The organism is Streptomyces sp. NPDC087901 (genome assembly GCF_044742205.1).
Classification (GTDB): Bacteria; Actinomycetota; Actinomycetes; order Streptomycetales; family Streptomycetaceae; genus Streptomyces.
The window spans coordinates 168,742-180,992 of the sequence record NZ_JBIUUC010000004.1 but is presented as its reverse complement, the minus strand read 5'-3'; the positions used below and the strand labels follow the sequence as shown (position 1 = coordinate 180,992).

At 69.3% G+C, this 12,251-nt stretch carries 7 protein-coding genes; 5 read left to right on the top strand and 2 right to left on the bottom strand.

Annotated features, from left to right (window positions below):
• Window positions 1–30: 30 nt before the first annotated feature.
• Window positions 31–1,089 carry a metallophosphoesterase gene (locus tag ACIOEW_RS14530; protein ID WP_401964064.1) on the bottom strand — a complete coding sequence of 353 codons (1,059 nt, stop codon included), beginning with the start codon at window positions 1,087–1,089 and terminating at the stop codon, window positions 31–33.
• A gap of 173 nt (window positions 1,090–1,262) precedes the next feature.
• Window positions 1,263–2,375 (bottom strand): LacI family DNA-binding transcriptional regulator, encoded by a 1,113-nt coding sequence (locus tag ACIOEW_RS14525; RefSeq protein ID WP_362540121.1) that lies wholly within the window; start codon window positions 2,373–2,375, stop codon window positions 1,263–1,265.
• A 370-nt stretch (window positions 2,376–2,745) separates the two neighbouring features.
• Between ACIOEW_RS14525 and hisC the strand changes: the two genes are divergently transcribed.
• The 5 genes from hisC to ACIOEW_RS14500 all read left to right on the top strand — a co-directional run bounded on the left by hisC (window position 2,746) and on the right by ACIOEW_RS14500 (window position 12,138).
• Window positions 2,746–3,825, top strand: a complete 1,080-nt coding sequence (hisC, locus tag ACIOEW_RS14520) for a histidinol-phosphate transaminase (protein WP_362540124.1) — start codon at window positions 2,746–2,748, stop codon at window positions 3,823–3,825.
• A 271-nt stretch (window positions 3,826–4,096) separates the two neighbouring features.
• Window positions 4,097–5,605: a cytochrome ubiquinol oxidase subunit I gene (locus ACIOEW_RS14515; protein WP_401964063.1), complete on the top strand. Its 1,509-nt coding sequence runs from the start codon at window positions 4,097–4,099 to the stop codon at window positions 5,603–5,605.
• A gap of 19 nt (window positions 5,606–5,624) precedes the next feature.
• Window positions 5,625–6,626 carry a cytochrome d ubiquinol oxidase subunit II gene (cydB, locus tag ACIOEW_RS14510; RefSeq protein WP_401964062.1) on the top strand — a complete coding sequence of 334 codons (1,002 nt, stop codon included), beginning with the start codon at window positions 5,625–5,627 and terminating at the stop codon, window positions 6,624–6,626.
• A 46-nt stretch (window positions 6,627–6,672) separates the two neighbouring features.
• Window positions 6,673–10,242 (top strand): thiol reductant ABC exporter subunit CydD, encoded by a 3,570-nt coding sequence (cydD, locus tag ACIOEW_RS14505; RefSeq protein WP_401964061.1) that lies wholly within the window; start codon window positions 6,673–6,675, stop codon window positions 10,240–10,242.
• Window positions 10,243–10,305: 63 nt separating this feature from the next.
• Window positions 10,306–12,138 carry a GAF domain-containing sensor histidine kinase gene (locus tag ACIOEW_RS14500; RefSeq protein WP_401964060.1) on the top strand — a complete coding sequence of 611 codons (1,833 nt, stop codon included), beginning with the start codon at window positions 10,306–10,308 and terminating at the stop codon, window positions 12,136–12,138.
• The last annotated feature ends 113 nt before the right edge of the window (window positions 12,139–12,251 follow it).

Sequence of the window (12,251 nt, the reverse complement as noted above, 5' to 3'; positions counted from 1 at the left end):
CAGGTCTGGATGCGTCTTCCCCGAAGAACGTCAGTCATGCAGCGGGAGTTTGACGACCAGTAGCTTTCCGGCCATGGTCACTCCGCCGTCCATGGCGATGGCGAGCCCGTCCGCGTACACGTGCGGTCCGTCCACCAGCGGGCCCGACCTGTCCTCGCCGTCCTCGGAACCCACCTCGCCCAGAAGGTAGGGAATGGGGCTGTGACCATGGACGACGCGTCGGCCGCCGTAGGCCGCCATGAGCTCCTGCACGGCCTGCGGACCAGATTCGTCGCGGAAGGCGAACCGTTTGGTCAGCTTGCGGAAGAGGTCCCAGCATTCATCGGCGTCGTTCCGCGTGAGAATGGCGTGCACCGTGTCGTTGACGTCCTCGATGGTGGAGCCGTAGTCGAGGTACGCCGTCGTGTCCGAGTGCATCAGGAGGTGCTCGTCCTCCTCGACGACGGCGTCGAGTCGGGACATCCACTGGAGGTGGACGTCCTGGAGCCGCTCCATGTCGGTCTTCTGGCCGCCGTTGAGCAGCCAGGCGGCCTGGAAGGTGGCGGTGCCGGCACCGGAGTTGACCGGGGTGTCGCCGAACCGCTTGGCACCGATGAGCAGCAGCTCGTGGTTGCCCATCAGGGCCTTGCAGTAGCCGCCGGCGGCCGCGGCCTCGGCGGACAGCCGCATCACGAGGTCGATGACGCCGATTCCGTCGGGTCCCCGGTCGGTGAAGTCGCCGAGGAACCAGAGCCGGGCATGACCCGCGGCCCAGCTGCCCTCGGAGTCGATCAGGTCCTGCTCGGCGAGGGCGGCGAGGAGCTCGTCCAGATAGCCGTGGACGTCACCGACGACGTACAGCGGTCCGAGACCCGGCTCCTGGGCGGGCCGCGGGTCGGGCACGGCGCGGACCTGGACGGTGTCCTCGCGGTTGATCACGGGGAGGTCGCGTGCGGTCGGCGTGTACCCCTCGGGCGGCTCGCCCCCCGGGAAGGCGTTGCCCGGGTGCGGTGGGGCGGGCGGCGCAGGGGACTGCGCATAGGGCGGTACGCGGAAGTCGCGCAACGTCGCCGTCCGCACCACGGGTTCCTGACCGGCCCCCTGTGTCATCGACCCCTCCACCACCGTCGTGCCGCCGTACACCTGACGGGCCCTGCTGGTCGGGGTGGTCCGCGGTGTCGTGCGCCCATCATAGGAATGAGGATCGTGCTCTGTGACGCACCAGGGGTGGTGAATCCGCGCGCACGCCAGGTTCATCGGTCGATTAGTCCCAATTGGCCTGATCAATCCCCTGTCGGGGAGCGTGGCGCGCTGACCGTCGTGCGTGGCGGGCGGCGTTGCGAGGAGGTCCGGACGATGAGTTCCGTCGGTATGACCTGTTCCACCGGTCCGTCCTGGTCGACCCCTTCGATGGCGTCGATGAGCAGCTGGACGACCGCCGTACCGATGCGGCGCGGTTTGAGTGAAAGCGTGGTGATGGGCGGCTCGGTCGTCGCGTAGACGGTGGACTCGCTGCAGCAGACCAGGAGCAGGTCCTCCGGGACGCGCAGGCCGTACCGGCGGGCGGCCGCCAGCAGATCCGTGCCATTGGGGTCGAAGAGGCCGTACACGGCGTCCGGGCGGTCCGGACGGGCCAGCAGGCGGTCGGCTGCCACCGCGCCCGCGCACGGGTCGTGGGCGGGGTAGGACTCGTACACCGGATCCTGGCCGACGCGCTCGCACCAGTGGAGGTACGCGGTGGTGGACAGCCGGGTGTAGGTGTCGGTGGTGGTGCCGGTGAGCAGTCCGATGCGGCGGGCGCCGGCGGCGGCGAGGTGGTCGAGGAGGTCGAGGACGGCTGCCCGGTGGTCGTTGTCGACCCATGCGGTGACCGGCAGGGTCCCGGCCGGCCGGCCGTCGGAGACGACGGGCAGCCCCTGGCGTACGAGTTCGGTGACCACCGGGTCCTGGTCGGAGGGGTCGATGACGACGGTGCCGTCCAGCGCGACGTTCGACCAGACGTCGTGGCGCGAGGTGGCGGGAAGGATCACGAGGGCATAGCCGCGGGCGAGTGCGGCGGAGGTGGCGGCTCTGGCCATCTCGGCGAAGTACGCGAATTCGGTGAAGGTGAAAGGTTCATCCCCGTAGGTCGTCACGGTCAGGCCGATCAGGCCCGACTTGCCGGTACGGAGCGTTCGGGCCGCGGCGGAAGGGCGATAGCCCAGGCGCTCGGCGACCTCGCGGACATGGCTGCGGGTGGCGTCCGGGAGCCTGCCCTTGCCGTTGAGCGCGTCGGAGACGGTCGTGATGGAGACTCCGGCGGCGGCGGCCACGTCCCGGATTCCTGCTCGTCCCTGCCGGCCGCCGCGCCGGGGGGTATCCGTCCGGCTCACCTGGTGCTTCCCTGCTGCTGTCATGGCGAGCCGATAGTAGGGCTCGGGCGGGCACTTGACCTGGTCGCATATGCACTCGTTGACAGGCACGTTTCTGCATGGTCATCAAGCCCCAATTGCCTTGGTAACACAGGGCGTTATGGGGTGGCGCCGTCATGTGTCACGCGTCGGGCCGGATGAGCCTGGCGATAGGTCCATGTCTCGAAGAGGTCTCAACTCACCTCTTCGGGGGACGCGCGCCACGGAGTGAGCCACCGGCGCGCGCCAGAGTGAGGGGCGCTCCCCCTCATTCCGGGGTCCACCGGACTAATCCTCGGTCCGCCATTCGCACCGGCGCTCAATCCTCATAAGGTGAGCAGTATTGATGTGTAAGGACGGTCGAGGAGGACCTGCGGTGAGCGAGACGAGCCCCAAGCTGCGTGCCGAACTGGATGGCGTCCCTGCCTATGTGCCGGGCAAGCCGGCCGCGGCGGACGGACCGCTCGCGTTCAAGCTGTCCTCCAACGAGAATCCGTATCCGCCGCTGCCGGGGGTGATGGAGTCGGCGCTGGCCGCGGCCGCGCACTTCAACCGGTATCCGGACTTGGCCTGCACCGGTCTGATGAACGAGCTGTCCGACCGTTTCGGTGTGCCGCTCTCGCACCTGGCCACCGGCACCGGTTCGGTCGGTGTGGCCCAGCAGCTGCTGCAGGCCACCTCGGGCCCGGGTGACGAGGTCATCTACGCCTGGCGTTCCTTCGAGGCGTACCCGATCATCGCTCAGGTCAGCGGGGCGACGTCGGTGAAGGTGCCGCTGACCGACGCCGAGGTGCACGACCTGGACGCGATGGCGGACGCGATCACCGACCGGACCCGGCTGATCTTCGTCTGCAACCCGAACAACCCGACCGGCACCGTGGTGCGCCGGGCGGAGCTGGAGCGCTTCCTGGACCGGGTGCCGAGTGATGTGCTCGTGGTGCTCGACGAGGCGTACAAGGAGTTCATCCGCGACGCCGAGGTCCCCGACGGCATCGAGATCTACCGGGACCGGCCCAACGTGGCGGTGCTGCGGACGTTCTCCAAGGCCTACGGTCTGGCCGGACTGCGGGTCGGCTTCGCCGTGGCCCATGAGCCGGTGGCGGCCGCGCTGCGCAAGACGGCGGTGCCCTTCGGCGTCAGCCAGCTCGCGCAGGACGCGGCAGTGGCCTCGTTGCGTGCGGAGGACGAACTCCTGGGCCGGGTGGGCTTGTTGGTGTGCGAGCGCCAGCGGGTGCAGGAGACGCTGAAGCGACAGGGCTGGACGGTGCCCGAGTCCCAGGCGAACTTCGTCTGGCTGCGGCTGGGGGACCGTACCGCTGATTTCGCCGCGGTCTGCGAGAAGGCCGGTGTGGTGGTCAGGCCGTTCGCCGGTGAGGGCGTGCGGGTCTCGATCGGAGAGGACGAGGCGAACGACCTGTTCCTGAAGGTGACGGAGTCGTACCGCAAGGATCTGTAGAACCGGCTGCCACCTGCCGGCGGGCCCCGTACCTCGATCGAGAGGACGGGGCCGTCTGCGTGTGCGGGCGCAGATGCCGGGGTGTCCGCTTCGGCGGTAATGATCGCTACGTCCCGGAGGGGGACCCCGGTCGTACCTACCGAAAGCCTGTGCGCCATAATTGCTTGTGAATGTGAACGCGTTCACAAGCGTGTCCCGTTTCCTCCGCTGTTAAGTCGGATTTATAGGACAAACTGCCGATGCATTGGCGGCGACGTAAGGAGAAGACGACGTGGAGCTAGCTCTGGCGCCGGAGACCCTGGCGCGATGGCAGTTCGGAACGACCACCGTCTACCACTTCCTCTTCGTTCCCCTGACGATCTCTCTCGCCGCGCTCACCGCCGGCCTGCAGACCGCCTGGGTGCGGACCAACAAGGAGAAGTACCTCAGGGCCACCAAGTTCTGGGGAAAGCTCTTCCTGATCAACATCGCCATGGGTGTCGTCACAGGCATCGTCCAGGAGTTCCAGTTCGGGATGAACTGGTCCGACTACTCGCGGTTCGTCGGCGACATCTTCGGTGCCCCGCTGGCGTTCGAGGCGCTGATCGCCTTCTTCTTCGAGTCCACGTTCATCGGCCTGTGGATCTTCGGCTGGGACAAGCTGCCGAAGAAGATCCATCTCGCCTGCATCTGGATGGTCTCGATCGGCACCATCCTCTCCGCATACTTCATCCTGGCCGCCAACTCCTGGATGCAGCACCCGGTCGGCTACCGCATCAACGAGGAACGCGGACGCGCTGAGCTCACCGACTTCTGGCACGTGCTCACGCAGAACACCGCGCTCGCGCAGTTCTTCCACACCATCACGGCGGCCTTCCTGGTCGGCGGCGCGTTCATGGTCGGCATCGCCGCCTTTCACCTGGCGCGCAAGAAGCACATCCCGGTGATGCGGACCTCCCTGCGGCTGGGGCTGATCACCGTGGTGGTCGCCGGCCTGCTCACCGCCGTCAGCGGTGACCAGCTGGGCAAGGTGATGTTCAAGCAGCAACCGATGAAGATGGCGGCGGCCGAGGCGCTGTGGGACGGCCAGAGCTCCGCGCCCTTCTCGATCTTCGCGTACGGAGATGTCAGCAAGGGGCACAACTCCGTCGAGATCTCGATCCCCGGGATACTGTCCTTCCTCGCCGACGACAACTTCAACTCCTACGTCCCCGGCATCAACGACATCAACAAGGCCGAGCAGGAGCGGTTCGGGCCCGGCGACTACCGGCCCAACATCCCCGTCGCCTTCTGGAGCTTCCGGTGGATGATCGGCTTCGGCATGGCGTCCTTCGGCCTCGGGATCCTCGGACTGTGGCTGACCCGGAAGAAGTTCATGCTGCCGCCGGGGATGCGCACAGGTGAGGACGAGGTGCCCCACCTGGTCCTGTTCAAGAACAGGGCGCTGAGCCCGAAGCTGGCCAAGTGCTACTGGATCGTCGCGCTGTGGACCCTGCTCTTCCCGCTGATCGCCAACTCCTGGGGCTGGATCTTCACCGAGATGGGCCGTCAGCCCTGGGTCGTCTACGGCGTCCTGCAGACCCGTGACGCGGTCTCCCCCGGCGTCTCGCAGGGCGAGGTACTCACCTCGATGATCCTGTTCACGCTGCTCTACGCGGTCCTCGCCGTCATCGAGGTCAAGCTGCTCGTGAAGTACATCAAGGCCGGCCCGCCGGAACTCACCGACGCCGACCTCAACCCGCCCACCAGGATCGGCGGCGACCACGACGACGCCGACCGGCCCATGGCCTTCTCCTACTGAGAGCACAGGGAGCCGAGAGATGGAACTCCACGACGTCTGGTTCGTGCTCATCGCCGTTCTCTGGACCGGCTACTTCTTCCTGGAGGGATTCGACTTCGGGATCGGTGTCCTGACCAAGCTGCTGGCGCGGGACCGGAAGGAACGACGGGTCCTGATCAATACGATCGGGCCCGTCTGGGACGGCAACGAGGTGTGGCTGCTCAGCGCGGGCGGAGCAACCTTCGCCGCGTTTCCCGAGTGGTACGCCACGCTGTTCTCCGGCTTCTACCTGCCACTGCTGATCATCCTGCTCTGTCTGATCGTGCGGGGTGTCGCCTTCGAGTACCGGGCGAAGCGGCCCGAGGAGAAGTGGCAGACCAACTGGGAGCACGCGATTTTCTGGACCTCGCTGATCCCGGCCCTGCTCTGGGGAGTGGCCTTCGGGAACATCGTCCGCGGCGTGAAGATCGACGCGGACATGGAGTACGTGGGCAACTTCTGGGATCTGCTCAATCCGTACGCGATCCTCGGCGGACTGGTCACGCTCTTCCTCTTCACTTTCCACGGAGCGGTGTTCGCCGGTCTCAAGACGGTCGGCGACATCCGGGCCCGGGCGCGCAGGCTGGCGCTGAAGCTGGGCGCGGTCACCGCGGTTCTCGCTCTGGGGTTCCTGATCTGGACCCAGGTCGACAACGGTGACGGCTGGAGCCTGATCGCGATGATCGTCGCCGCGGTGGCCCTGGTCGGGGCGATCGGAGCCATCGCGGTGGGGCGCGAGGGCTGGTCCTTCGCCTTCTCCGGGGTGACTATCGCTGCCGCGGTCGCCATGTTGTTCCTGACGCTCTTCCCGAACGTCATGCCGTCCTCGCTGAACGATGCCTGGAGCCTCACGGTCACCAACGCTTCGTCCAGCCCGTACACGCTGAAGATCATGACCTGGTGTGCAGGGATCGCCACTCCCGTCGTCCTGGTCTACCAGGGCTGGACGTACTGGGTGTTCCGCAAGCGGATCGGTACGCAGCACATCGCCGACGCGCACTGAACGCAGTGAGTGCCTTGACCGAGTCGAGCTCCATGGGGTGTTTCACGTGAAACCGATCGATCCGCGTCTGCTCCGCCACGCCCGTGCCACCCGCCTGTTCCTGGTGGCGGTGGTGGTACTCGGGCTGGCCGGAGCGGCGCTGGTCATCGCCCAGGCGATGCTCGTCGCCGAGGTGGTGGTGGGCGGTTTCGAGGACGGGCTCACCGGTGCGGGACTGCGTACACCGCTCATCCTGCTCGCCGCGGTCGCGCTCGGCCGGGCCTTGGTTTCCTGGCTCACCGAACTGGCCGCCTACCGGGCCGGTGCGGCCGTCAAGTCCGAACTGCGCGGGCGCCTTCTCGCTCGGGCGGCGGAACTGGGCCCGGACTGGCTGAGCGGGCAGCGCACCGGCTCGCTGGTGGCTCTCGCCACTCGGGGGATCGACGCGCTCGACGACTACTTCGCGCGCTACCTCCCGCAGCTCGGACTCGCGGTGGTGGTACCGGTGGCGGTACTGGCCAGGGTTGTCACCGAGGACTGGATCTCGGCCGCGATCATCGTGGTCACGCTGCCACTCATCCCGCTCTTCATGATTCTCATCGGCTGGGCCACCCAGTCGAGGATGGACCGGCAGTGGCGGCTGCTCTCCCGGCTCTCCGGGCATTTCCTCGACGTGGTCGCGGGGCTGCCGACGCTGAAGGTCTTCGGCCGGGCCAAGGCCCAGGCCGAGTCCATTCGCACCATCACCTCGCAGTACCGGCAGGCCACCCTGCGCACCCTGAGGATCGCGTTCCTCTCGTCCTTCGCTCTGGAGCTCCTGGCGACGCTGTCGGTGGCGCTGGTCGCCGTCACCATCGGCATGCGGCTCGTGCACGGTGAGCTCGACCTCTACACCGGACTGGTGGTGCTGATCCTCGCGCCCGAGGCCTACCTGCCGATCCGGCAGGTAGGCGCGCAGTACCATGCCGCGGCCGAGGGACTCTCGGCCGCGGAGGAGATCTTCGCCGTCCTGGAGACCGAGCCGCGCACGGGCGGTACGCAGGACGTCCCCTGCTCGCTGCGGCTGGAGCTGGAAGGAGTGACCGTCCGGCATGCCGGGCGCACCGACCCCTCGCTCGCCGGAGCCTCGCTGGTGGTGGACGAGGGGGAGACCGTCGCCCTGGTCGGGCCGAGCGGCGTCGGCAAGTCCACCCTGCTGAACGTGGTGCTGGGGTTCGTGGAACCCGACGAGGGCCGGGTGAGGGTCGGCGGTACCGATCTGGCGGCCCTCTCCCCCGAGCGCTGGCGCGAGCGCATCGCCTGGGTGCCGCAGCGTCCCCATCTCTTCGCGGGCACGATTACGGAGAACGTCCGGCTGGCCCGTCCAGGCGCGGACGACAACGCGGTGGCGGCTGCGTTGCGGGACGCCGGGGCGTACGACTTCGTGACGGCGCTGCCGGACGGTGCCCGCACACTCCTCGGCGAGGACGGTGCGGGACTCTCCGCCGGACAGCGCCAGCGGCTCGCGCTCGCCCGGGCATTCCTCGCCGACCGGCCGTTGCTGCTGCTCGACGAGCCGACCGCGAGCCTGGACGGTGAGACGGAGGCGGGCATCGTCGAGGCGGTACGGCGACTGGCGGTGGGCCGGACCGTGCTGCTGGTCGTCCACCGGCCGGCGCTTCTGACGGTGGCCGACCGGGTGGTGACCCTGTCGCCTGCCTCGCCTGCCGAAGTGGCCGAGCAGGTGACGGATGAGGCGTTCGCAGCGGTGCCCGGGGCTGTGTCGGACATGGCGTCCGTTGTGGTGGCGGGGCCTGTGGGGGCGCAGGCAGGCGCCTTGGCATCCGAGCCGTCACGTGAACCCACGGCGCTTCGGGACACCGCGGCGTGGACCGGGCATGTGCTCGCCCGGGTGAGGGAGGCCGCCGGCGCGCAGCGCGGCCGACTGCTGCTGGCCCTGTTGCTGGGAAGCCTCGCACTGGGCTCGGCCGTCGGTCTCATGGCCGTTTCCGGCTGGCTGATCTCCCGCGCCTCCGAACAGCCCCCGGTGCTCTATCTGATGGTGGCGGTGACGGCGACCCGCGCCTTCGGAATCGGGCGGGCGGTCTTCCGCTACGCCGAGCGCCTCGTCTCGCACGACGCCGTGCTCCGGATACTCGCCGAGCTCCGCGTAGCGGTCTACCGAAGCCTGGAGCGCATCGCGCCCGCGGGCCTGCGCCGGACCCGGCGGGGAGACCTGCTCTCACGGCTCGTCGCCGATGTGGACGCCCTTCAGGACTACTGGCTGAGGTGGCTGCTGCCTGCGGGGACCGCGGTCGTCGTAGGAGCGGGAGCCGCCGGTTTCACCGGCTGGCTGCTGCCGGAGGCGGGTCTCGTACTGGCCGCCGGACTGTTGCTGGCCGGGGTCGGGGTCCCGCTCGTCAGCGGAGCCTGCGCCCGGCACGCGGAGCGCCGGCTGGCACCCGCACGGGCCGATCTGGCCACCCGGATCACCGACCTGCTCGGCGGAACCGCTGAGCTGACCGTCGCGGGCGCGCTTCCGGGACGTGTGGCCCGCACTCGGGAGGCCGATGGGGTACTGACCCGGATCGCAGCCCGCGCGGCGGCCGCCACCGCTCTCGGCGGCGGTCTCAGCGCCCTGATCGCCGGCCTCACCGTGGCCGCGGCCGCCCTCGTCGCTCTTCCCGCAGTGGCCGATGGCCGACTGGCCGGGGTGGGACTCGCCGTGGTCGTCCTGACCCCGCTGGCCGCCTTCGAAGCCGTGACCGGCCTGCCGCTCGCCGTGCAGTACCGGCAGCGGGTCAAGCGGAGTGCGGAGCGGGTGTTCGAGGTGCTGGATGCCCCGGTCCCCGTGCAGGAACCCGCCGTCCCGGCCGAGGCTCCCAGCTCGCCGTTCCCGCTGGAGGTGCGGGGGCTGTCCGCCCGTTACCCAGGGGCCGGACACGATGCGTTGGACTCCGTCGACCTCACGCTGGAGGCAGGCCGGCGCATCGCGGTCGTGGGATCGTCCGGTTCAGGAAAGACCACGCTGGCCCAGGTCCTGCTCCGGTTCCTGGACGCGCGGACGGGGACGTACCGGATCGGCGGGGTGGAAGCGTCCGCGCTGGACGGGGACACCGTCCGGCGGTTCGTGGGGCTCTGCGCCCAGGACGCCCACATCTTCGACAGTTCCATCCGGGAGAATCTGCGGCTGGCCCGCACCGGTGCGACGGACGGGGAACTGCGCGACGCCCTCGGCCGGGCCAGGCTGCTCGACTGGGCGGAGGCGCTGCCTGACGGCCTGGACACCCTCGTCGGTGAGCACGGCGCCCGCCTCTCCGGCGGCCAGCGTCAGCGGCTCGCCCTGGCCCGGGCGCTGCTGGCGGATTTCCCCGTGCTGGTCCTGGACGAGCCTGCCGAGCACCTCGACCTGCCGACGGCCGACGCTCTGACCGCGGACCTGCTGGCGGCCACCCAGGGGCGTACGACCGTACTGATCACTCACCGTCTCGAAGGGCTGGATGCCGTCGACGAGGTGGTGGTGCTGGAGGCGGGTGCCGTCGTCCAGCGCGGCCCGTACGAGGCCCTCGCAGCGGTGGACGGGCCGCTGTGCCGGATGCTCAAGCGTGAACGGGAGACCACGCTCGCTCCCGGCGAACCGGTGGGCGCGCATGCCTGAGATGTCCTGTCGGCCTTCAGCTCTCGACTTTCCATGGCAAAAGGGACTAACTACGCTCTGGGTATGTCAGAGCAGGACCCGAACCACCCGCAGCAGTCGAAGGACCCGAATCACTCGGCTCAACCCCGTAAGCCGTCGGGTTCAGGGGGCCTGCTCGATCCGGGCGACCCGTTCGATCCGCTCGACCCGACAGACCTGACAGACCCGACGGACTCGCTCGACGCCGCGACGGAGGCGACCCGCAGTCTGCAGGGCCTGTCCACCGAACTCACCGCCCGCGTACCGCGGCTGCTGGAGGCGATGCGGTCGGTGGGCACGGGGCTCGAACTCCACTCCACGCTCGACCGCATCTGCGAGACGGCTGCCGAGTTGGCCCACTCCCGTTATGCGGCCATCGGCGTCGTGGACGAGGAGCGAAAGGGGCTTTCCGACTTCGTCACTTACGGGGTCTCCGACGAAGTGGCGAGCCGGATCGGGCACCGGCCGGACGGGCACCGGGGGCTGCTCGGCGCCCTCATCCACGACCCGCGCCCTCTGCGGCTGGCCGACCTGACGGCTGACCCGAGATTTGCCGGCTTCCCGCCGGGCCATCCACCGATGCGCACGTTCCTCGGCGTTCCGATCCGGGTCCAGGGCGAGATCTTCGGCAATCTGTATCTGGCCGAAAAGGTGGACGGCGGCGAGTTCAACGACTACGACCTGCACATGGTCCGCGTACTGGCCACCGAGGCCGGCATCGCCATCGGCAACGCGCGGCTGTACGAGGCAGCCAGGCAGCGCGAGCGGTGGATCGACGGTTCGGTGGCCGTGACCACTGCCCTGCTGTCCGGCGGGGACGCCGACGACGCGCTGTCCGTCGTTGCCGAGCAGGCCCGCCACCTCGCCGGATCCGCGGCCGGCATCGTGCTGTTGCCGGCCGAGGACGGAGGGCTGGAGATCGTCGCCGTCTCCGCGGACGACCCGTCCGCCTCGCTCGGAGTGATCATTCCGGCGCACAGCCCCGTGGTGGCCAGGCTGTTGAGCGGCGAGGCGGTCTTCATCGACGACTCGGCCACCGACTCCCGCATGATCACCAGGCTGGCGGACCGGTTCGGCCCGAGCATGATGCTCCCGCTGCACAGCGGGGGCCGGGTGCTCGGTGCGCTCGCCACACCGCGCGCCAAGGGCGGCCGGCCGTTCACGGAGACCGAGCGGACCCTCGCCACCCAGTTCGCCTCGCAGGCCGCCCTGGCGCTCATGATGGCCGAGGCGCAGCGCGACCGGGAGCGGCTCGCGGTCTACGAGGACCGCGACCGCATCGCCCGCGACCTGCACGACCTGGTCATCCAGCGGCTGTTTGCCACCGGGATGATGCTGGAGAGCGCGCAGCGCCGGTCGGAAGTACCGGAGGTGCAGACCGGGGTGGGCCGGGCGGTCGACGAACTGGACGTGACCATTCAGGAGATTCGTACCGCGATTTTCGCGCTGCAGCAGGAGCCGGCCGAGGCGCCTTCCGGGCTGCGTACCCGCGTTCTGCGCGAGATCAACATGGCGGCGGTCCCGCTGGGGTTCAAACCGTCCCACCGTTTCCTGGGGCCGGTCGACTCCCTGGTCGGTGAGCTGACCGGGAAGAACCTGATCGCGGCGCTCCGGGAGGCGCTGTCCAACGCGTTCCGTCACGCCGGTGCGGCACGGATCGATGTGGTCGTCGACGCGACCGCCACGCTGCCCGACGGACGGGACGCGGTGCGGCTCTCGGTCGCCGACGACGGAGTGGGCATCCCGGCGGGCGGCCGACGCAGCGGGCTGCGGAACCTGGCCCGCCGGGCGGAATCACTCGGCGGGGCCAGCTGGTTCGGGCCCGGCATCGGAGAGGACGGCGCCGGTACGACGGTGGTGTGGCAGGCGCCGTTCTGACCGCCGAGGGGCCGGGCGGGAATGAACCCGGGGGCTCTGACTACCGGGGCTGGGTGAGGCGGGCCCCTCAGCGGTTCGCGCGGGGGTGGGTTTCCTCAGCGCGCGGTGTTGCG

Excerpts from the sequence above, each read along its gene's own strand:
- ACIOEW_RS14530 (WP_401964064.1), bottom strand. The coding sequence starts at position 1,089 with ATGACACAGGGGGCCGGTCAGGAACCCGTGGTGCGGACGGCGACGTTG.
- ACIOEW_RS14525 (WP_362540121.1), bottom strand. The coding sequence starts at position 2,375 with ATGACAGCAGCAGGGAAGCACCAGGTGAGCCGGACGGATACCCCCCGG.
- cydB (WP_401964062.1), top strand. The coding sequence starts at position 5,625 with ATGGAACTCCACGACGTCTGGTTCGTGCTCATCGCCGTTCTCTGGACC.
- ACIOEW_RS14500 (WP_401964060.1), top strand. The coding sequence starts at position 10,306 with ATGTCAGAGCAGGACCCGAACCACCCGCAGCAGTCGAAGGACCCGAAT.